The organism is Brooklawnia propionicigenes, from assembly GCF_030297015.1.
GTDB lineage: Bacteria > Actinomycetota > Actinomycetes > Propionibacteriales > Propionibacteriaceae > Brooklawnia > Brooklawnia propionicigenes.
The window spans coordinates 2489070-2508940 of record NZ_AP028056.1 but is presented as its reverse complement, the minus strand read 5'-3'; the positions used below and the strand labels follow the sequence as shown (position 1 = coordinate 2508940).

The following is a 19871-nucleotide window of genomic DNA, read 5'->3' as shown; positions in this document are numbered from 1 at the left end:
ACCACCCTGGCCGCCCGAATCGGGTTATCTTGAGCACATGGAGGCTAACAGCACTGCCGCAAAACTCGCCGACCTCGGCACTCGAATGGACGATGCCGTTCATGCGTCCGGCGCTCAGGCAGTCGAGAAGCAGCACGCTCGCGGGAAGATGACCGCACGCGAGCGCATCCTCGCGCTGGTCGACGAGGGCAGCTTCACCGAGATGGACGAATTCGCGCGGCATCGCAGCACCGCTTTCGGGATGGAGGCCAAACGTCCGTACGGCGATGGCGTGGTCATCGGTCTCGGGGAGATCCATGAACGCCCGGTCTGCGTCTTCAGTCAGGACGTCGGCATCTTCGGCGGCTCGCTGGGCGAGGTCTACGGCGCGAAGATCGCCAAGATCATCGACTTCGCCACCACCACCGGGTGCCCGCTGATCGGCATCGACGAGGGCGGCGGTGCCCGCATTCAAGAAGGCGTGGTTTCGCTGGGTGCCTACGGCGACATCTTCTTGCGAAATGTGCAGGCCTCCGGAGTCATCCCGCAGATCAGCGTGATCATGGGCGCGGCTGCCGGCGGCCACGTCTATTCGCCGGCACTCACCGACTTCATCGTCATGGTCGACCAGACCAGTCAGATGTTCATCACCGGCCCCGAGGTCATCCGCACGGTGACCGGCGAGGACGTCTCGATGGAGGAACTCGGCGGTGGCCGTACCCACAACACCAAGTCGGGCAACGCCCACTATCTGGCGGTCGATGAGGCCGACGCTCTCGAGTACGTCCGCGAGTTGGTCACCTACCTGCCGCAGAACAACCTCGAGGACGCCCCCATCTACGAGTTCACCGAGACCGCCGATCTCGACTTCACCGACCATGACCGCACCCTGGACACCCTGGTTCCCGACCATGCGGCCCAGGCCTACGACATGCGCGAGGTGATCCGCACGGTGCTCGACGAGGACGAGTTCCTCGAGATCATGGAGTTGTACGCGCCGAACGTGATCTGCGGCTTCGGACGAGTGGAGGGCCGCAGCATCGGCATCGTCGCCAACCAGCCGATGGTCCTGGCGGGCTGCCTGGACACCAAGGCATCCGAGAAGGCGGCGCGTTTCGTGCGCACCTGCGACGCATTCAACATCCCGGTGCTGACCTTCGTCGACGTGCCCGGCTTCCTGCCGGGTGTCGAACAGGAGCACGACGGCATCATCCGCCGCGGCGCGAAGCTGATCTACGCCTACGCCGAGGCGAGCGTCCCGTTGATGACCGTGATCACCCGCAAGGCCTACGGCGGCGCCTACATCGTGATGGGCTCCAAGCATCTGGGTGCCGACGTCAACCTGGCCTGGCCGACCGCGCAGATCGCGGTGATGGGTGCCGAGGGTGCCGTCAAAGTGCTCTACCGCAAGGAGCTGGCCGCGGCACCCGATCCGGCTACGAAGGCGAATGAGCTCATCGACGAGTACAACCGGACATTGGCGAATCCATATGTGGCGGCCGAGCGCGGCTACGTCGATCAGGTGATCTACCCGCATCAGACCCGCTCACAGGTCATCCGGTTCCTGCGGGTGCTGCGCACCAAACGCGAGGCGCTGCCGCCCAAGAAGCACGGGAACATCCCGCTATGAGCGAGTTCGAGGTCGTGCGCGGTAATCCGGACGATGAGGAACTCGCCGGTGTCGTCGTGGTGCTCGCGGCCGAACTGGCCGGCCCGGGACCTGCCCAGCCGAACAAGGATCGCCCGATCGCCGGCGGCTGGAACTCGTACTGGCGCAAGGTCCGGCAGCCGTTTGTGTCCGGGCCGGAAGCCTGGCGAGGCAGCCTTCTCTAGGATGGGACCGTGCCCAAACCCACAGCCGCACCGCAGCCCCGACTGGTCGTCCTCGGATCGAGTTCGCCGGCGCGGCTTCTCACGTTGCAGCAGGCAGGCATCGAGCCGCTGATCGTCGTCCCTGATGTGGACGAACAGACGGTGCACCGTCCGGGCGCCCCCGAGATGACCGCCGAACTCGCGCGGCTGAAGGGCGAGTCCGTGCTGCGCAAGATCGAGGCGTCGGGCGAGCTCGAGGCACCGTTCGTGCTGCTGGCCTGCGACTCCATGCTGGAGATCGAGGGGCGCGTCTACGGCAAGCCCGGGACCCAGGAGGCCGCCATCGTCCGCTGGTACCGGATGCGGGCACGGCAGGGCCTGTTCTACACCGGTCACTATGTCGCCGTGGTGCACGGATCAGATGATGTGCGTTCCCAGGTGCGGGTCGCCGAGACCGGGGTGACCTTCGCCGACCTGACCGATGCCGAGATCGCCGCATATGCGGCTACCGGGGAACCCCAGCGGGTGGCCGGGGGGTTCACCATCGATGGTTTCGGTGGGCCCTTCATCACTCGCATCAGCGGCGACCCACACAATGTGGTGGGTATCTCGCTACCGCTGGTGCGGCAGATGCTGCTCGACCTGGGTGTCGCCTGGCAGGGATTGTGGGCACTCGACCAAGGCGGCGAAGAGCTGTAGCGGCGGGCTCTGTCGTCGCACCGCCACAGTCCTCGACGCCACAGTCCTCGACGCCAATCAGCTGCTCAGTTCACCGGCAATGTCGGTGACCATCCAGTGGGCGATCTCCTCGGCCGCCAGACCCTGGCAGAGCAGGAAGACGAGCTTCGCGTAGACCGCCTCGATCGTCATGTCGCGAGCGCTGATCGCGCCGGCCTGGGCCAGCGCGTGGCCGGCCTCGTAATGCCCCAACAGCACATCGGCCTGAGGGCACTGGGAGGCGACCACCAGCGGCACTCCGGACGCAATCGTGTCGCTGATGACCGCGGCCAGGCCCGGCTCCTCGCTGGGCATATTCCCCACCCCGAAGGCGCGGAGCACCACGGCCTCCGGAAGAGGATCCAGAGCCGCCGCCAGCCGGGCTGCGGTGATGCCCGGCGCCAGATCCAGCACCAGTACGTCATGGCGCTGATACGGGGCCGGGTCGTGCCAGCCGCAGCCGGTCTGCACGGCGGGCGTCCACTGCCAGGGCGCTCCGGTGAGCGCCAGAGCAGGCACGCTCGGACAGTCGAACCCCTGGAAGGCCCACGATGAGGTCTTCATCACTCGGTTACCGGCCAGCAGCTTGTGCCCGAAGAAGACCGCCACCCGATCGAGCTTGCCGGACGTGACGGCACGCAGGGCCCCGGTCACGTTGGGGGTGGCGTCCGAGCCGACCACGCCCAGCGGATACTGGGAGCCGGTGAGCACCACCGGCTTGCCGAAATCGGTCAGCGCGAAGCTCAGCGCCGATGAGGTGTAGGACATGGTGTCGGTGCCGTGCAGCACCACGAATCCGTCGGCCTCCTGCTGGTGAGCCCACAGGTCGGCGGTGATCGCAGCCCAGTCCGCGGGCGTGGCATTCGACGAGTCGATGAGATGATCGAAGGCGCTCAACGTGACCTCGTCGGCCAGATCGGTGCCGGTGAGCAGCCGGTCGAGCCAGCCGGTCAGGTCGGCGCCGGGCGCCAGGCCGGCAGGCGTGTCGATCATGCCGAGAGTGCCGCCGGTGTACAGGATGTGAACGCGCATCGTCGGTCGCTAGGAGTTCTCACCCGGAGCCAGTTCTGCGGGCTCCTCGATTGCGATCTCGTCCAGCTTGTCGGCCCTGATGCGGTCGCGCACGCTGTACCAGCCGATCACCATCGCCAGGCAGATGAGCCCGAACAGGGCGAGCGTCCAGGGCCCGCCGTTGTTCACGTCGAAGGCCATGGAAACGATCACCACGAGCAGGAAGATGATCGTTGCGGCATTCGTATAGGGCGCGCCGAACAGCCGGTACTCCGGACGCGTGTCCAAGCCCTGCGCAGCCCGCCGGATGAAGATCCAGTGCGTCACCAGGATCGACATCCAGGTGCCGGCGATGCCGATGCCCGCCAGGTTCATCACGATGCTGAAGGCGTTCTCGGGCACGATCAGGTTCAGTGCAACCCCGAACAGCCCCAGGACCGCGGTGATGATGATGCCGCCGTAGGGCACCTTGTGGCGGTTGAGCCGGCCGGCGAAATGTGGGGCCTCGCCGGCAATGGCCATGGAGCGCAGGGTGCGGCCCGTCGCATACAGGCCCGCATTGAGCGAGCTCAGGGCGGCGGTGAGCACCACCACCTGCATGATGTCACCGGCGTGCGGCACACCGATCCCGGAGAAGAACGTCACGAACGGGGACTCGTTCTTCGAGTAGGCCCGCCAGGGCAGCACGAGCGTCATGAGGATGACCGACCCCACATAGAAGACGAAGATGCGCAGGATCATCGAGTTGACGGCCTTGGGCAGGATCTCCCTGGCGTTCTTCGCCTCGCCCGCGGCCACACCGACCATCTCGGTGCCGCCGAAAGCGAAGACCACGCCGAGAGTCAGCATCAGCATCGCACCGACTCCGGCGGGGAAGAAGCCGCCGTAGTTCGTCCAGTTCGAGAAGCCTGCCTGGGCGTCGGGGATGGTGTCATTGGCCACGGCGTGCCCGGTCAGGATCGCCCAGATCGCCACGACCATGAAGGTCACGATGGCCGTCACCTTGATAGCGGCGAACCAGAACTCTGCCTCGCCGAAGAACTTCACGCTGAGCATGTTGAGGACGAAAACGAGGGCCAACGCGGTCATGGCCAGCGACCACTGGGGGATCGGCTGGAAGAACCGCCAATGGTGCAGGTAGAGCGCGACGGCGGTGATGTCGGCCATCACGGTGGTCGACCAGTCGAGGAAGAACAACCAGCCGGTGACGAATGCGCCCTTCTCGCCCATGAACTCCCGCGCGTAGGACACGAAGGCACCCGACGAGGGGCGCCGGATCGACAGCTCCCCGAGCGCGCGCACCATGATGAAGGCGAAAACGCCACAGATGGCGTAGGACAGCGCCAGCGCCGGGCCGCCGTCGGCGATGCGTCCTCCTGCTCCCAGGAACAGGCCGGTGCCGATGGACCCGCCGATGGCGATCATCTGGATATGGCGGCGCTTGAGTGCCTTGTCGTAACCCTGATCACCCTTATCCACGATCTTCTCGGCTACCTGGGCCGAATGAGGGGTGGCCATGGAGACTCCTTTCTGCGGACGGCGGAGGGGTTGAGCCGTTCGCGATCGGTGCATCAGGAATCGATGCGTCATGATCACGGCACGCTACGCGGCGGGCATGATCGCAATGGCCGTTGTCCATCCAGCGAGCGCCCGTATACCGTTGTCAGCCGCGCAGCGCAGACTTGGCACATATGGCCGGGACCGCCGCGGGGGTTCCCCCGGACGAACGCGCTGACTTAGCGCGGCACCCCGTCCAAGACGACATCACGGGGATTGGCGACCGCGATCTCGATCCGGGCCAGATCGGAAGCCGGAATCGGAGCGGGCAGATCGTCCAGCCTGAACCAACCGGTGTCGACCGACTCGTCATCGCCCACCACCGGTTCTCCGGAGATCCAGCGCGCCCGGACGGTGTGATCCAGGTAGTCGGTCACATCGCCATTCGCGTACCGGACCGGACCGTTGACCGCCACACTGACCAGGCGGTCGATCTCAATGACGACGCCGGTTTCTTCGAGGCATTCGCGCTTGGCTGCCGCCGTAACCGATTCGGCCGGCTCCATGATCCCCTTCACCGGAGTCCAAGTTCGGTCGTCCGCGCGACGCACCAGCAGCACCTCTTCGGGCTCGTCGAACGGCCGCAGAACCACGGCGGTGACCCCAGGCACCCACAGCGGATGATTGCCGACTTTGGCGCGCAACGCGAGGATGAAATCTGGAGTAGGCATGAAACCAGACTAAAACTTCTAGACTCCCCATCATGACGATCACCAAGCTGGTGGTGGCCAACCGCGGCGAGATCGCGGTTCGTGTCATCAGGGCCGCACGGGACGCGGGCATCACCTCAGTCGCCGTCTACGCCGATTCAGATTCCGCTGCACTGTTCGTGGAACTCGCGGACGAGGCGTTCGCACTTCGTGGCGCCACCCCTGCTGAGACCTACCTCAACATCGACAAGCTGCTGGACATCGCGAAACGCAGCGGGGCGGACGCAGTTCATCCCGGCTACGGGTTCTTGTCGGAGAACGCCGGATTCGCGCAGGCTGTCATCGACGCCGGCCTGACCTGGGTCGGCCCTCCCCCGGCAGCCATCGAGGCACTCGGCGACAAGGTGCAGGCCCGCCACATCGCGCAGCGGGTGGGTGCCCCGCTGGTGCCCGGCACCGCCGATCCGGTGGCAGATGCGGACGAGGTAGTCGCCTTCGCCGACGCCTACGGCCTGCCGATCGCGATCAAGGCTGCTCACGGTGGCGGCGGACGCGGCCTAAAGGTCGCCCGGCAGCGCGACGAGATCCGTGAGATGTTCGAGTCGGCGACCCGCGAGGCGGTGACCGCCTTCGGACGCGGCGAGTGCTTCGTCGAGCGCTATCTCGATCGTCCGCGGCATGTGGAGACCCAATGCCTGGCCGACCAGTACGGCCAGGTGGTCGTGGTCTCGACCCGGGACTGCTCATTGCAGCGCCGCCACCAGAAGCTCGTCGAGGAGGCGCCCGCGCCGTTCCTCGCGGACGCCCAAACCCAGCGCCTCTACGAGTCGAGCAAGGCCATCTTGCGCGAGGCCGGCTACGTGGGCGCCGGGACCTGCGAGTTCCTGGTCGGCATCGACGGCACGATCAGCTTTCTGGAGGTCAACACTCGCCTTCAGGTGGAGCATCCCGTCAGTGAACAGGTCACCGGATGGGACTTGGTCCGCTGGCAGTTCGCGATCGCCGAAGGCACTCATCTGCCCGATGCCGACCCCGTCATCAATGGGCATTCGATCGAATTCCGCATCAACGCCGAAGATCCCGGGCGTGGTTTCATGCCGGCTCCCGGCACGCTGACCCGCTGGCGTCCGCCGTGCGGCCCGGGCGTGCGCATGGACGAAGGCTACCGCCGTGGCATGACCGTGCCAGGAGCCTTCGATTCGCTGCTCGGCAAGCTGGTCATCACCGGTTCGAGCCGCGAGGAGGCGCTCGCCCGGGCTCGCCGCGCACTCGACGAGTTCCTCATCGAAGGCATGCCGACGGTCGCGCCATTCCACAAGGCTCTCCTGCGCGATCCAGCCTTCACTGCGCCCGATGGCCAGTTCGGCGTCTACACCGACTGGATCGAGACGGGATTCACCGGCAGGATCGAGCCGTACCTGGGCGAGCTCGGCGAGCCCGACGTGCAGACCCCGTCCAAGGTCGTCGTCGTGGAGGTCAACGGCCGTCGCCTGGAGGTCAAGGTGCCGGCCAACCTGGGTGGTGCAGCCGGGCCCGTCAAGCCGAAGAAGCCGACCCGCCGGGCCCGCTCGATCAGCCCCGCCGATCAGTCCGAGGCGCTGACCTCTCCGATGCAGGGCACCATCGTCAAGACTGCGGTGTCCGACGGCGACACGGTGAGCGAGGGTGACCTGATCGTGGTCTTGGAGGCCATGAAGATGGAGCAGCCGATCAGCGCGCACCACTCCGGTGTGGTGCGCGATCTGGTCGAGGCCGGGACATCGCTGACCTCGGGCGAGGTCATCTGCCTGATTGTCGAGGATTGACCGGCTTGCGGATGGCGTCGATGCCTGCCCGGCCGGGTCGCGTAGGGGTGGGCGAGCAGGATCGCCCGGGCCGCAGATCCGTGGGCTGGCCGGGGCACGCGGTGCTGCAGGTCCCGGTCATCGAGTTGGAGGATTGGATCGTCACGCGCACCCGGCACTACGACGCGGGTTTCATCAGCGACGATCCGGGCTTCCACCATGCGCACATCACCGTGCTCGCTCCGCTGACCAGCTGGGACGTCGAAGCGATCGCCGCCTTGGCGGCGTCCAGCAAACCGTTCGATTTCGAGCTGGATCACGTCGACACCTTCGCCGACGGCACGATCTATCTGCACACCGACAAGACCGGAGAGTTCAAGCAATTGACGGCCGGCGCGTGGCTGGCGCATCCGCAGGTGCGCCCCTACGGCGGGGACGATCCCCTGCCGCATCTGACACTGGATCGGTTATCAGCTCAGGTCGGCGTGGCGTCCACCGAGGCTCTGCTGGACGGCCTGCTGCCGGTACATGGGCGCGCCAATGCCCTGGAATTGGTTTGGTACCGCAGCAACGAGTGTCACCTCATCGGACGCTGGCCGCTGGGCGGGTGACGAAGGTCGGAAGCGACCGCGGCGTCTTGGTGGCCGGGGTGGTTGCACGAAAGCAGTGACCACCAAGACGCCCTGACGGATCAGGCGTCGAGGTCCTTCTCGATGAGGGCGGCGATCTTGTCGACGGCCTCGGCGTTGTCGGACTCAACGGTGATTTCGCTGCCGTGCTCGGCACCCAAGGTCATGATGAGCAACACCGAGGACGCGTCGATCGGGTCGCCACCGGCCAGTGAGAGGGTGATCTCGTCGTCGTACTCACCCGCTGCGGCGGCGACGGTGGCTGCGGGGCGGGCGTGCAGTCCAACAGAAGAACCCACGATGACGGTCTTCTTGGCCATGGCATATCTCCTTCAAATCGGCTTACGAGACCACACGGATTGGCCGGTCTCCAACTGGCAGGAATCTTACGGCCTATCGCCGACCGTCGCGCGCCGACTCAAGAATTCTCAGCCGTCCCGGCGATTTCGCCACTGCCGGCGCAGTTCGCCATGATCCAACTGCTCGCGCTCGAGCTTGTCCTTGATCCACCAATCGGGATCGCCGACGCGTTTGAGGTGCAGCGGCTTGCCCTTGCCCGGCAGATTGTCGAACTCCCCCCGCTCGATCGCCTCGCGCACGATCCTGTCGGCAAACGGCTCGTAGCGGGGCACCGGATCCTCAGCCATGCTTCGACGCTACCCGGTTGCGGTCACAGGGACGAGGTGACGACCTTCATGTACTGGGCGCGCTCGAACTGGCCCGGGTCGGGAACGTTGGCCGCGCTCATCGAGCCCCGCAGCTGACGCACCGACTCGTAGTCATGCTCGTCCAACCAGGCGTCCAGCTCGCGCAGCATCACGGCGAGATAGCCCGGTCCGCGCTGCAGCACCGCAGAGGTGGTACAGGCCACATCGGCGCCGACCAGCAGGGCCTTCGCAGCGTCCAAACCACTGTGGACACCCGAAGTCGCGGCGAGCGACAGGCCCGGACGCTGCGCCCGCAAGATCCCGATCCACCGCAGCGGAAAACGCAGTTCGTCGGGCGACGAGAGCGCCAGACGGCTCTCCAACGTCAAGGAGTCGAGATCGACCTCGGCGCCGTAGAAGCGGTTGAACAGCACCAACCCATCGGCTCCGGCCTCCTGGATACGGCGCGCGAACGAACTCAACCCGGTGATGTGCTGCGAGAGCTTCACCGCCAACGGCACCGCGATGCGTCCACGAACCGACTCGATGATCTGCAGGTACCGGGCCTCGACATCAGCCGATGACTCGTCGGGGTCGGTGTTCACCGAGAACAGGTTCAACTCGATCGCGTCCGCGCCGGCCTCGGCGAGCATCTGGGCATATCTGGCCCAGTCCCCCACCCGGGAGCCGTTTACGCTGGCCAGCACCGGAATGTCGACCAGTTCCTTGGCGCGGCGCAGCCGGTCGATATGGCGGGCCGGCCCGATCTCCGTGAACTCGATCTCCGGCAGCGGCGCGGAGGCGAACTCGGCGAAGTCGTCACCGGTATCCATCAAGTCGGACGCCGCGAGCTCTTCGGCTTCGGCCTCTTCCTGGAACAGACTCGGCAACACGACGGCTCCCGCACCGGCTTCGGCCAGCTGCAGCAACGAGTCCTCGTGTCCGGTCAGCGGGCTGCACGACGCGATGATCGGCGCTCGCAGGTCCAAACCCAGATACGACGTTGTCAGATCTGCCATGACTCAGCTCTCCTTCGGACCCGATTCGGCTTCGCTGGCCGCGGCGCCATGGTCGGCGGGCAACGCCCGCTGGACGCCGGCGAGTTGGCTGTAATAGTGCCAGCGCTCGTCCGCGTCTGCTTGGGCCAGGGCGAACAGCTGGGCGGCGCGCTCGGGATTCGAGCGTCTCAGCATCGCGTACCGGGCCTCGTCGGCCATGTAGTCGGCGACCGCACCCACGGGCGCCTTCGAATCCAGGTGCAGCGGGATGCCCTCGGACTCCTCGGTCGGGCGGAAGCGGTAGAGCGGCCAATAGCCGGTCGCCACCGCGTTCGCCTGGTGAGTCATCGAGGTCTGCATGTCGATGCCGTGCGCGATGCAGGTGCTGTAGGCGATCACGATGCTCGGGCCGTCCCAGGCCTCGGCCTCCAACAGCGCGCGCACCGTCTGCTGCTGATTGGCGCCCATCGCGATCTGAGCCACATAGACATTGCCGTAGGCCTGCGCGATCATGCCCAGATCCTTCTTCGGCGAGCTCTTGCCGGCGGTCGCGAACTTCGCCGCCGCACCGCGCGGGGTGGCCTTGGACGCCTGCCCGCCGGTGTTGGAATAGACCTCGGTGTCGAGCACCAGCACGTTGACGTTGCGCCCCGACCCGAGCACATGGTCCAGACCGCCCGAGCCGATGTCGTAGGCCCAGCCGTCCCCACCAACGATCCACACGCTCTTGGTCACCAGTTCGTCCGCAAGGGTCAACAGCGTCGACGCCTTGGCATCACCGACACCGGCCAGCTGCTGTTTCAGCACAGCCACCCGCTCGCGCTGGGCGATGATTCCGGCTTCACCGGACTGATCGGCGCCGAGAATCCCCGCCACCAGCTCCTCATCCAGTGACCCACGCAGTTCACCCAGCAGCCGGCGCGCCTGCGAGTTCTGCATCTCCCAGGCCAGCCGAATCCCCAGCCCGAACTCGGCGTTGTCCTCGAACAGCGAGTTGCTCCAGGCCGGGCCGCGGCCCTGCGCATTGGTGGTGAACGGGCTGGTCGGCAGGTTGCCGCCGTAGATGGACGAGCACCCGGTCGCATTCGCCATGATCAGCCGGTCACCGAACAGCTGGGTGAGCGTGCGGATATACGGCGTCTCACCACAACCCGAGCAGGCCAGCGAGAACTCGAACAGCGGCTCCAACTGGGCGGCGCCCTTGACCTGATCGTGGCGCACCTTCGTGCGGTCGAGGTCGGGGATTCCCAGGAAGAAGTCGTAATTGGCGCGCTCGGCGTCCAGGTGATCGCGTCGCGGTTCGAGGTTGATCGACTTGTGTTTGACTTCGGTCTTCGACCGTGCCGGGCAGACATCGACGCAGATTCCGCAGCCCGTGCAATCGTCGGGGGCGACCTGGACGACCAGCTGGTGACCCTTGAGATTGCGGTCCTTGTAGGGCTTCGACTTGAAGGTGTCCGGCGCGCCTTCCAGCTGGTCGGCCGGGGCCACCTTGATGCGAATCGCCGAATGCGGGCAGACGATCGCGCACTTGCCGCAGTCGATGCACAGGCTCGGATCCCAGATCGGGATCTCCTCGGCGATACCACGCTTCTCGAACTTCGCGGTACCGCTGGGCCAGGTGCCGTCGACCGGCATCGCGCTGACCGGCAGCAGATCGCCCTCGCCACGCAGCATCGTCGCGGTGACCTGCTTGACGAAGTCCGGCGCGCTGTCGGGCATCGGAGGCATCCGGTGAATCGTCGTGGTGCCGGCTTCGGTGATCCTCAACGGCTCCAGCGCGGCGATGGCGCCGTCGATGGCCGCGAAGTTGCGCTCCACCACCGTGCGTCCGCGGCGGCCGTAGGTCGCCTCGACGGAGGCCTTGATCTGCGAGATCGCATCGGAGCGCGCAACCACGCCCGACAGATAGAAGAAGCAGGGCTGCATCACGGTGTTGATGCGTTTACCCAGGCCGGCAGCGTGTGCGACGGCAGCGGCGTCGATCACCCAGACCGACAACTCACGTTGGACGATCAGATCGCGGATCTCGGCGGGCAACTCGTCCCAGGTGCGGTCGCCGTAGGGCGAGTTGAGCAGCACGGTGGCGCCGGGCTTGGCCAGATCGAGAGTGCGCATCTGGAATAGCAGCTCGAACTGGTGCACCGCGACGAAGTCGGCCCGGTCGATGAGATAGGCCGAGTTGATCGGCTTCTCACCGAAGCGCAGATGGCTGACGGTGGTTGCTCCCGACTTGCGCGAGTCGTAGACGAAGTAGCCCTGCGCGTAGCGTTGCGGATCCGATCCGATGATCTTGACGGTGTTCTTGGCCGCACCGACGGTGCCGTCCGAACCCAGACCGAAGAAGACCGCCGTGAGCGCGTCGGTCGAGGTGCGGAAATCGGCAGGTACCGGCAGCGAAAGATGCGTCACGTCGTCGTTGATGCCGACCGTGAAGCGCCTCTTGGGCTGGTCGGCGGCCAGCTCGGCGAACACGGCGGCCGCCATCGCAGGGGTGTACTCCTTGCTCGACAGGCCGTAGCGTCCGCCGATGATCGCCGGCATGCCGGCGTCGAAGCGGGTGGCATTCTCCGCGGCGGCAACCATCACATCGGTGAACAGCGGCTCGCCGGCAGCACCGGGTTCCTTGGTGCGGTCGAGCACCGCGATCGAGGTGGTGGTGGCCGGCAGTGCGGCGATCAGCTCGGCGGCCGGGAACGGACGATAGAGCCGTAACGTCGCCACGCCGACCTTCTCGCCGCGGGCCACCAGTTCGTCCACCGCCTCACAGGTGGTACCCCAGGCAGAACCGAGGACGATGACGACCCGCTGCGCGTCGGGCGCGCCGTGATACTCGACCAGTGAGTAGCGGCGTCCGGTGCGCTCGGCCAGCTCGTCGAAGACCTCCGCAACAACCTTGGGCACCGCGTCGTAGAACAGATTGGAGGCCTCGCGCGCCTGGAAGAAGACGTCGGGATTCTGTGCGGTGCCGCGAATGCTCGGCGCGTCCGGAGTGAGCCCGCGCTCGCGATGGGCCAGAACGTCTTCTTCGCGCACCAGCGCCCGCAGGTCGTCGCGGCTGAGCACCTGAATCTTGTTCTCCTCGTGGCTGGTGCGGAAGCCATCGAAGAAGTGCAGGAAGGGCACCCGGGTACGCAGCGTGGCGGCGTGCGAGGCGAGCGCGAAATCATGGGCTTCCTGCACGCTGCTGGCACACAGCATCGCCCAGCCGGTCATCCGGCAGCCCATCACATCGGAGTGATCACCGAAGATGCTCAACGCATGCGTGGCAATGGTGCGAGCCGCCACGTGAATGACCGCCGGAGTGAGCTCACCGGCGATCTTGTACATATTCGGGATCATCAGCAGCAGGCCCTGCGAAGCGGTGAAGGTCGTTCCCAGGGTGCCCTTGGTGACCGCGCCGTGCAGCGCGCCCGCTGCCCCGGCCTCGGACTGCATCTCGACGACCTCGGGAACCTCACCCCAGATGTTCGTGCGTCCGGCCGCGCTCCAGGCGTCCGACGACTCGGCCATCGCCGACGAGGGCGTGATGGGGTAGATCGCGATGACCTCGCTGAGGGCGTGCGCCACGCGCGCGGCGGCCTCGTTCCCGTCCATCGTTTGCCATGTTCGTGTGTCTGCCACGTTCCCCAGCTTGGCACATCTGCGATAATGCGCGGCCACCCGTCCGCCAAAGCCTCGCCGGGCGCACGCCGCGACCATTCGCCAAAAACCACACATAACAACAGTGGTATTGCATGGCATTTGTGTGTATTGTCTTCGTTATCGACACGCGCCATCGCAGGCGTCGAAGCAACGGGAGCTTGGAGTTGTGCCACCACATGTATGCCGAGGAACGCAGACAGCTGATCTGTGACGCGCTTGACAGGGACGGCCGGGTGACCGTGGCCGAACTCGCCGAACGCTACGACGTCGTCACCGAGACGATCCGGCGCGACCTCGATACTCTCGAGTCCTCGGGCCTGCTTACCCGGGTGCACGGCGGGGCCATCGCCAAGCGCACAGCCGATCCCGAACCGGACCTGCCGACCAGATTGAGCACGAACACGGCGGCAAAGAAGCGCATCGCACTAGCCGCCTCCCGGTTCCTGCCCTCCGGCCCACTCAAGTCCGTCCTGCTCGATGCGGGTTCCACCACTCTCGAGCTGGTGGGCTATCTGAGCGGCAGGAATCTTCAGGTGGTCACCAACGCCGTGGGCATCGCACAGGCCGCGTTGATGGTCACCACCGACCGGCTCGACCTGCTTCCCGGGCGGCTGCGTCACAGCACTCACGCCGCGGTCGGCGTCGACACCGTGCAAGCCCTGTCCAGGTTGCATCCCGACGTGGCCTTCATCGGCTGCAACGGCATGAGCGCTGCGGGGTTCACCACCCCCGATGTGGACGAGGCAGCCACGAAGACCGCGATGGTCACCCAGGCGGGCCGGCGTATCGTGCTCGCCGATTCGTCGAAGGCAGGTCTGGTTCAGCTCGTCACCTTCGCCGAACTCGGCGAAATCGACGTACTGGTCACCGACTCCGGCCTGTCTGACTCCTACACCCAACTATTCGAAGACAATGGAATTGAGGTTGTGCGGGCATGATTGCAGCCCTGAGATTGCCCGTCGGCCTCCCCCGACAGCACGGTCGGCCCGCTCGACTGAACGTGGCCTGTTTTGTAGCACAATCTCGCCGGCGAGAGCCTGCGATCAGAGAGGAAACGCGATGACCGAACCGCTTATCACTCCCGAGCTGGTCAGACTCGGGGTTACTGTCACTGGCGACAAACATGCAGTCATCGCCGAGATGGCGACGTTGATCGCTGCCAGCGGACGCGCTGATCGCGCAGGTTTGCTGGATGCATTCGAAAAGCGCGAAGCGCAGTTCACCACCGGCATGCCCGGCGGCATTGCGATTCCGCACTGCCGCGCGGGGTCAAGTCCAGTGGAGTGGTGTAGCGGTTCCTTCGTCTAGGCGGTGAGGGCGAGGGGTTCGGTCACCTCCTCAACGGCGTTGGTGATGGTGCTGAGTCGGCATCGTGCGAGGACGTCGAGGCCGAGGTAGCGGCGCCCTTCTGCCCACTCATCGGTCTGCTCGGCCAAGACAGCGCCGACGAGGCGGATGATCGCTTCCCGGTTGGGGAAGATCCCGACCGCGTCGGTGCGGCGGCGGATCTCACGGTTCAGGCGTTCGGCGGGGTTGTTCGACCAGATCTGGGTCCACACGTCCTTGGGGAAGCCGGTGAACGCGAGCACGTCTGCCCGGGCGGCTTCGAGGTGCTCTGCAACCTCGGGTAGCTTCTCGGCGGTGTAGTCGAGCAGACGGTCGAACTGCGCCTGGACCGACTTTTTGTCGGGTTGGTCATAGACCGAATGGAGCATCGCTTTGACCGCGGGCCACATGCTCTTCGGGGTCACGGACATCAGGTTCGCGGCGTAGTGGGTTCGGCAGCGCTGCCAGGACGCGCCAGGCAGGTTCGCCGCGATCGCCTCCACCAGCCCGGCGTGGGCATCGCTGGTGACCAGTCGGACCCCCGCAAGGCCGCGGGCCACCAGATCGGCGAAGAACGTGTTCCACGCCGGTTTGGTCTCGGAGGTGACGACCTGCAGGCCCAGGACCTCGCGGTGTCCGTCGCCGTTGACGCCGGTGGCGACGAGGACCACGGCGTTGATCACGCGTCCGCCTTCGCGGACCTTCATCGTCAACGCGTCAGCTGCAACAAACGTGAACGGCCCGGCCTCGCCCAGGGGGCGGTGCCGGAACTGCGCTACGTGTTCGTCGAGGTCGGCGGCCATGCGTGAGACCTGTGACTTCGACAGGCCGTCGATGCCCAGGGTCTTGACGAGTTTGTCCATCCGACGAGTACTGACGCCGGCGAGGTAGCAGTCAGCGATCACCGTGATCAGGGCCGCTTCGGCTCGTTTGCGGCGCTCCAGCAGCCACTCGGGAAAGTAGCTGCCGGAGCGCAGCTTCGGGACGGCCACGTCGATGGTGCCGACGCGGGTGTCCAGCGGGCGGTGGCGGTAGCCGTTGCGCTGCGCGACCCGCTCGGTTGAGGGCTGTCCCCATTCGGCGCCGCACACGGCGTCGGCATCGGCCGAGAGGAGGGCGTTGATCATGTTCTGCAGCAGCTGGCGCATCATGTCCGGAGAGGCTTCGGTCAGCAGGTTGCCCAGCACGCGGGCGGGGTCGACAATGTGAGGAGCGGTCATCGTGGTTGATTTCCTTTGAGAGAGCTTTGGTAGGTGAACTCGAAGGATCCCACGGTGACCGCCCTGCCGTCATCGACGGCCACGGCCACTGTGGGGGCTACACCACTCTAGGGGGCTCTACTCCGCGCGGCGGCCGTCAAGCAGGCCTCGCTGGGACTGATCCGGCTGGCCGAACCGGTCGACTTCGGGTCGAAGGATGGGCCCGCCGACCTGATCATCGGCATCGCCGCGCCGGAGGGCACCGGCGATGCCCACATGAAGCTGTTGGCCAAGCTCTCCAGGGCGCTGGTCCGCAAGGATTTCCTGGCCTCGTTGCGTGCGGCCAAGACGCCGGCCGAAGCCGCCGCCCTGATCTCGGCGATCGTCCAGCCCGATGAGCCCAAGCCAGCCGCGGCCCCGGCGCCTGTCCCGGCCGCCAGTACTGCGCCCGCTCCGGCCGGGGAACCCGCCAAGCCGGTGATCTTGGCGATCACCTCCTGCCCGACCGGCATCGCCCACACCTATATGGCGGCGGAGGCGCTGGAGGAGGCAGCCAAGGAGAAGGGCATCGAGCTGCACGTCGAGACTCAGGGCTCGGGTGGGGTCGTCCCCTTCACCCCGGATGACATCGCCAAAGCCGGCGCCATCATCATCGCTGCCGATGTCGGCGTCACCGGACGCGACCGGTTCGCCGGCATGCCGCTGATCGAATCCAGCGTCAAGCGTCCGATGTCGGAAGCCGGCAAGATGCTCGACGAAGCCGTCGCGGCAGCCAAGGACCCGAATGCTCGCCGCGTGGTCGCGAGCGGTGAAGGGGGCTCGGAGGCTAGTAGAGCCCCCTAGAGTGGTGTAGCCCCCACAGTGGCCGTGGCCGTCGATGACGGCAGGGCGGTCACCGTGGGATCCTTCGAGTTCACCTACCAAAGCTCTCTCAAAGGAAATCAACCACGATGACCGCTCCTCACATTGTCGACCCCGCCCGCGTGCTGGGCAACCTGCTGACCGAAGCCTCTCCGGACATGATGCGCCAGCTGCTGCAGAACATGATCAACGCCCTCCTCTCGGCCGATGCCGACGCCGTGTGCGGCGCCGAATGGGGACAGCCCTCAACCGAGCGGGTCGCGCAGCGCAACGGCTACCGCCACCGCCCGCTGGACACCCGCGTCGGCACCATCGACGTGGCCGTCCCGAAGCTGCGCTCCGGCAGCTACTTTCCCGAGTGGCTGCTGGAGCGCCGCAAACGAGCCGAAGCGGCCCTGATCACGGTGATCGCTGACTGCTACCTCGCCGGCGTCAGTACTCGTCGGATGGACAAACTCGTCAAGACCCTGGGCATCGACGGCCTGTCGAAGTCACAGGTCTCACGCATGGCCGCCGACCTCGACGAACACGTAGCGCAGTTCCGGCACCGCCCCCTGGGCGAGGCCGGGCCGTTCACGTTTGTTGCAGCTGACGCGTTGACGATGAAGGTCCGCGAAGGCGGACGCGTGATCAACGCCGTGGTCCTCGTCGCCACCGGCGTCAACGGCGACGGACACCGCGAGGTCCTGGGCCTGCAGGTCGTCACCTCCGAGACCAAACCGGCGTGGAACACGTTCTTCGCCGATCTGGTGGCCCGCGGCCTTGCGGGGGTCCGACTGGTCACCAGCGATGCCCACGCCGGGCTGGTGGAGGCGATCGCGGCGAACCTGCCTGGCGCGTCCTGGCAGCGCTGCCGAACCCACTACGCCGCGAACCTGATGTCCGTGACCCCGAAGAGCATGTGGCCCGCGGTCAAAGCGATGCTCCATTCGGTCTATGACCAACCCGACAAAAAGTCGGTCCAGGCGCAGTTCGACCGTCTGCTCGACTACACCGCCGAGAAGCTACCCGAGGTTGCAGAGCACCTCGAAGCCGCCCGGGCAGACGTGCTCGCGTTCACCGGCTTCCCCAAGGACGTGTGGACCCAGATCTGGTCGAACAACCCCGCCGAACGCCTGAACCGTGAGATCCGCCGCCGCACCGACGCGGTCGGGATCTTCCCCAACCGGGAAGCGATCATCCGCCTCGTCGGCGCTGTCTTGGCCGAGCAGACCGATGAGTGGGCAGAAGGGCGCCGCTACCTCGGCCTCGACGTCCTCGCACGATGCCGACTCAGCACCATCACCAACGCCGTTGAGGAGGTGACCGAACCCCTCGCCCTCACCGCCTAGACGAAGGAACCGCTACACCACTCCACTGGACTTGACCTTCAGGGACGGAGCACCCGGGCAGGATAGAATCACCCGCGTGGGCTTTCATCATTTCGGTGCGGATAGTGCCCCCACCCTCTTGTTAGTACACGGTGCAGACACCACTTGGGAGCGGAGCTTCTCCCGAGCGATTCCTCTACTGTCGCGCCACTTTCACGTGGTTGCCTATGGGATGAGTGGTTTCGACTCGACCGAGGACACGACATTCCGAAACGCACGGGCCGAGGCCGAACGGATTATCGGATTTATCGATTCCGAACTCGACGGCATGCTCACCTGCCTGTACGCCCACTCTCTGGGCTGTCAGACCGCGACCTATGTCGCCCACCACGAGCGGGTACTCACCACAATCCTTGACGGCGCCGTCTACGCGAACACCGGCTCGTTCACTCCCGCAATGGCCCGTCTGGAGGAACCGCTGGCTCGCTTTCTGGCGTCCGACACCCTTCGGAAGATCGCAAGCTTCACGGGGCTGCCCGTACTGTCCGGAGGCGTCAGCGATGCGATCTACCTCGGCGCATCCCGCCAGTCCTATCGCAACACCGCATGGTCGAACCTCGCGTGGTCGGCCGACCTCCACACGCTCGAACCGCGACCGCAGGCCCGCGTGCACCTGTGGTGGGGAGAGCGGGAACGCCGGGCCGTGCGCCCCACCCAACGCCTGATGACGCGGATTTTCCCGAGTCTCCAGTCGAAGGAATTCAGAGGGTTCAGCCACGGCGACCTGTGCGCACGCCACCCCGAACTCTTGACGCAGGAGATCACGGTCGTGGCCAGATCACACACGGAATCGGGGCCCCAAGATCAGTCAGCCCAGGTTGACCATTCGCCAGGAAGGTGACGGGACTGCTGACGGTTTGGTTGACTCCAAGATCGCATGACTCCCATGAAAGGGTCGTGCTGGAAGGATGGCATCCATGCCGAAGATCGTTTACACTGACGAGTTCAAGCGCGACGCGGTCGCGCTTGTCGCCTCAGGCATCCCGCAGAAGCAGGTCGCCAAGGACATGGGGATGGCCAAGACCACCCTCCAAGCCTGGGTCCGCGACGCTCGCTTCCAGTCCCACGGGATGACCCCGACCACCGATCCTGAGCAGCGCAAGGACATGGCCCAGGCGCTAGGGCGTGTTGCTAAAGCCATTGGAGGGTGGCGGCGAGGCAGAGCGCAGAGTGGTAGTTCCGGGCGGTCTTGTCTGAGCGCATCGCGATACCGCGCCACTGCTTGAGCTTGTTGAAGCATCGTTCGACGACGTTGCGGCCCTTGTAGCGTTCTCGCTGCTCGCGGCCGAAGTCGATCGGTCGGCCGGACCGCTTGCGGCGGTGGGTGATCTGGTCCTCGCGTTCAGGGATCGTCGCGGCGATGCCGTGCTCGCGCAGCCAAGCCCGGTTCGCCTTTGAGGGGTAGCCCTTGTCTGCGAGCAACCGGTCCGGCCGTGACCTCGGCCTGCCGGTGCGGCCAGCCACGCGGATCTCAGAGAGCGTGTCGATGACCTGAGTTGGACCTCTGCAGCGGATTTCGGGGTTTCGGCCATGTATCGCGGCTAGTCAGTCGCATTTGGGCGTCGGGTTCGGGGCACTAAAGGGCTCTTGTGACTCTTCCGTGGGTGGTTGAGCGGGTCTGTGGGGGTGCACGCCGTTCTCTGGTCTATGTTTCTGGCTTGTCTAGAGTCAGTCACGAGACGCGGA

19 protein-coding genes and 2 pseudogenes are annotated in these 19871 nt (G+C 65.9%); 12 read left to right on the top strand and 9 right to left on the bottom strand.

Features of this window, described 5'->3' with window-relative positions; translation table 11 throughout:
* Positions 1 to 37: 37 nt before the first annotated feature.
* The 3 genes from QUE25_RS11555 to QUE25_RS11545 are packed head-to-tail and all read left to right on the top strand — an operon-like array spanning position 38 to position 2490.
* Positions 38 to 1609: an acyl-CoA carboxylase subunit beta gene (locus QUE25_RS11555; protein WP_286265121.1), complete on the top strand. Its 1572-nt coding sequence runs from the start codon at positions 38 to 40 to the stop codon at positions 1607 to 1609.
* The gene (locus QUE25_RS11550; RefSeq protein ID WP_286265119.1) at positions 1606 to 1812 is read left to right on the top strand and encodes an acyl-CoA carboxylase subunit epsilon; all 207 of its coding nucleotides are present in this window, start codon (positions 1606 to 1608) and stop codon (positions 1810 to 1812) included. The genes QUE25_RS11555 and QUE25_RS11550 overlap by 4 nt, the downstream gene beginning before the upstream one ends.
* 42 nt (positions 1813 to 1854) lie before the next feature.
* The gene (locus QUE25_RS11545) at positions 1855 to 2490 is read left to right on the top strand and encodes a Maf family protein (RefSeq protein WP_286268555.1); all 636 of its coding nucleotides are present in this window, start codon (positions 1855 to 1857) and stop codon (positions 2488 to 2490) included.
* A gap of 57 nt (positions 2491 to 2547) precedes the next feature.
* Here QUE25_RS11545 and QUE25_RS11540 read toward each other — a convergent pair whose 3' ends face one another.
* From QUE25_RS11540 to QUE25_RS11530, 3 genes are all read right to left on the bottom strand, one after another.
* Positions 2548 to 3540, bottom strand: a complete 993-nt coding sequence (locus QUE25_RS11540; RefSeq protein ID WP_286265118.1) for an asparaginase — start codon at positions 3538 to 3540, stop codon at positions 2548 to 2550.
* A 9-nt stretch (positions 3541 to 3549) separates the two neighbouring features.
* Positions 3550 to 5037, bottom strand: coding sequence for an amino acid permease (locus QUE25_RS11535; RefSeq protein WP_286265116.1), 1488 nt, complete (start codon positions 5035 to 5037; stop codon positions 3550 to 3552).
* Positions 5038 to 5255: 218 nt separating this feature from the next.
* Positions 5256 to 5747 carry an NUDIX hydrolase gene (locus QUE25_RS11530; protein WP_286265114.1) on the bottom strand — a complete coding sequence of 164 codons (492 nt, stop codon included), beginning with the start codon at positions 5745 to 5747 and terminating at the stop codon, positions 5256 to 5258.
* Between the two features lie 32 nt (positions 5748 to 5779).
* Between QUE25_RS11530 and QUE25_RS11525 the strand changes: the two genes are divergently transcribed.
* Positions 5780 to 7531 carry an ATP-binding protein gene (locus QUE25_RS11525; RefSeq protein ID WP_286265112.1) on the top strand — a complete coding sequence of 584 codons (1752 nt, stop codon included), beginning with the start codon at positions 5780 to 5782 and terminating at the stop codon, positions 7529 to 7531.
* A gap of 11 nt (positions 7532 to 7542) precedes the next feature.
* Positions 7543 to 8121, top strand: coding sequence for a 2'-5' RNA ligase family protein (locus QUE25_RS11520; protein WP_286265110.1), 579 nt, complete (start codon positions 7543 to 7545; stop codon positions 8119 to 8121).
* Between the two features lie 80 nt (positions 8122 to 8201).
* Here QUE25_RS11520 and QUE25_RS11515 read toward each other — a convergent pair whose 3' ends face one another.
* From QUE25_RS11515 to nifJ, 4 genes are all read right to left on the bottom strand, one after another.
* Complete coding sequence (locus QUE25_RS11515; protein WP_286265108.1) at positions 8202 to 8459, bottom strand: HPr family phosphocarrier protein; 258 nt, start codon at positions 8457 to 8459, stop codon at positions 8202 to 8204.
* A 108-nt stretch (positions 8460 to 8567) separates the two neighbouring features.
* Positions 8568 to 8786 carry a DnaJ family domain-containing protein gene (locus QUE25_RS11510; RefSeq protein WP_286265106.1) on the bottom strand — a complete coding sequence of 73 codons (219 nt, stop codon included), beginning with the start codon at positions 8784 to 8786 and terminating at the stop codon, positions 8568 to 8570.
* A 23-nt stretch (positions 8787 to 8809) separates the two neighbouring features.
* Complete coding sequence (locus tag QUE25_RS11505; RefSeq protein WP_286265104.1) at positions 8810 to 9805, bottom strand: dihydroorotate dehydrogenase-like protein; 996 nt, start codon at positions 9803 to 9805, stop codon at positions 8810 to 8812.
* A 3-nt stretch (positions 9806 to 9808) separates the two neighbouring features.
* Positions 9809 to 13381, bottom strand: coding sequence for a pyruvate:ferredoxin (flavodoxin) oxidoreductase (nifJ, locus tag QUE25_RS11500; protein WP_286265103.1), 3573 nt, complete (start codon positions 13379 to 13381; stop codon positions 9809 to 9811).
* A 206-nt stretch (positions 13382 to 13587) separates the two neighbouring features.
* Between nifJ and QUE25_RS11495 the strand changes: the two genes are divergently transcribed.
* Entirely contained in the window at positions 13588 to 14367 is a 780-nt protein-coding gene (locus QUE25_RS11495) for a DeoR/GlpR family DNA-binding transcription regulator (protein WP_286265101.1), read from the top strand.
* A gap of 121 nt (positions 14368 to 14488) precedes the next feature.
* A complete protein-coding gene (locus tag QUE25_RS11490) occupies positions 14489 to 14737 on the top strand; it encodes a PTS sugar transporter subunit IIA (RefSeq protein WP_286265099.1) in 249 nt (82 codons plus the stop codon).
* Here QUE25_RS11490 and QUE25_RS11485 read toward each other — a convergent pair.
* A complete protein-coding gene (locus tag QUE25_RS11485) occupies positions 14734 to 15975 on the bottom strand; it encodes an IS256 family transposase (RefSeq protein ID WP_043537034.1) in 1242 nt (413 codons plus the stop codon). The genes QUE25_RS11490 and QUE25_RS11485 overlap by 4 nt on opposite strands.
* Before the next feature lie 141 nt (positions 15976 to 16116).
* On the opposite strand from QUE25_RS11485, the pseudogene QUE25_RS11480 reads away from it, so the two are divergent.
* The 5 genes and pseudogenes from QUE25_RS11480 to QUE25_RS11460 all read left to right on the top strand — a co-directional run.
* A pseudogene (locus QUE25_RS11480) lies at positions 16117 to 16320 on the top strand (PTS sugar transporter subunit IIA); the annotation flags it as partial.
* Between the two features lie 111 nt (positions 16321 to 16431).
* Complete coding sequence (locus QUE25_RS11475; RefSeq protein WP_286268554.1) at positions 16432 to 16797, top strand: PTS fructose transporter subunit IIB; 366 nt, start codon at positions 16432 to 16434, stop codon at positions 16795 to 16797.
* A 107-nt stretch (positions 16798 to 16904) separates the two neighbouring features.
* Positions 16905 to 18146, top strand: a complete 1242-nt coding sequence (locus tag QUE25_RS11470) for an IS256 family transposase (protein WP_043537034.1) — start codon at positions 16905 to 16907, stop codon at positions 18144 to 18146.
* 76 nt (positions 18147 to 18222) lie between these two features.
* Entirely contained in the window at positions 18223 to 19026 is an 804-nt protein-coding gene (locus QUE25_RS11465) for an alpha/beta fold hydrolase (protein WP_286265097.1), read from the top strand.
* A 76-nt stretch (positions 19027 to 19102) separates the two neighbouring features.
* Positions 19103 to 19315 (top strand): annotated as a pseudogene (locus tag QUE25_RS11460) (transposase); the annotation flags it as partial.
* Between the two features lies 1 nt (position 19316).
* Here QUE25_RS11460 and QUE25_RS11455 read toward each other — a convergent pair.
* Positions 19317 to 19673, bottom strand: a complete 357-nt coding sequence (locus tag QUE25_RS11455; protein WP_286268553.1) for a transposase — start codon at positions 19671 to 19673, stop codon at positions 19317 to 19319.
* Positions 19674 to 19871: the final 198 nt, after the last annotated feature.

What these genes read in the sequence shown, in the direction of transcription:
- nifJ (WP_286265103.1), bottom strand. Translation starts at nt 13,381, where the DNA reads ATGGACGGGAACGAGGCCGCCGCGCGCGTGGCGCACGCCCTCAGCGAG.
- QUE25_RS11490 (WP_286265099.1), top strand. Translation starts at nt 14,489, where the DNA reads ATGACCGAACCGCTTATCACTCCCGAGCTGGTCAGACTCGGGGTTACT.
- QUE25_RS11485 (WP_043537034.1), bottom strand. Translation starts at nt 15,975, where the DNA reads ATGACCGCTCCTCACATTGTCGACCCCGCCCGCGTGCTGGGCAACCTG.
- QUE25_RS11520 (WP_286265110.1), top strand. Translation starts at nt 7,543, where the DNA reads ATGGCGTCGATGCCTGCCCGGCCGGGTCGCGTAGGGGTGGGCGAGCAG.
- QUE25_RS11525 (WP_286265112.1), top strand. Translation starts at nt 5,780, where the DNA reads ATGACGATCACCAAGCTGGTGGTGGCCAACCGCGGCGAGATCGCGGTT.
- QUE25_RS11470 (WP_043537034.1), top strand. Translation starts at nt 16,905, where the DNA reads ATGACCGCTCCTCACATTGTCGACCCCGCCCGCGTGCTGGGCAACCTG.
- QUE25_RS11515 (WP_286265108.1), bottom strand. Translation starts at nt 8,459, where the DNA reads ATGGCCAAGAAGACCGTCATCGTGGGTTCTTCTGTTGGACTGCACGCC.
- QUE25_RS11550 (WP_286265119.1), top strand. Translation starts at nt 1,606, where the DNA reads ATGAGCGAGTTCGAGGTCGTGCGCGGTAATCCGGACGATGAGGAACTC.
- QUE25_RS11510 (WP_286265106.1), bottom strand. Translation starts at nt 8,786, where the DNA reads ATGGCTGAGGATCCGGTGCCCCGCTACGAGCCGTTTGCCGACAGGATC.
- QUE25_RS11530 (WP_286265114.1), bottom strand. Translation starts at nt 5,747, where the DNA reads ATGCCTACTCCAGATTTCATCCTCGCGTTGCGCGCCAAAGTCGGCAAT.
- QUE25_RS11535 (WP_286265116.1), bottom strand. Translation starts at nt 5,037, where the DNA reads ATGGCCACCCCTCATTCGGCCCAGGTAGCCGAGAAGATCGTGGATAAG.
- QUE25_RS11540 (WP_286265118.1), bottom strand. Translation starts at nt 3,540, where the DNA reads ATGCGCGTTCACATCCTGTACACCGGCGGCACTCTCGGCATGATCGAC.
- QUE25_RS11505 (WP_286265104.1), bottom strand. Translation starts at nt 9,805, where the DNA reads ATGGCAGATCTGACAACGTCGTATCTGGGTTTGGACCTGCGAGCGCCG.
- QUE25_RS11555 (WP_286265121.1), top strand. Translation starts at nt 38, where the DNA reads ATGGAGGCTAACAGCACTGCCGCAAAACTCGCCGACCTCGGCACTCGA.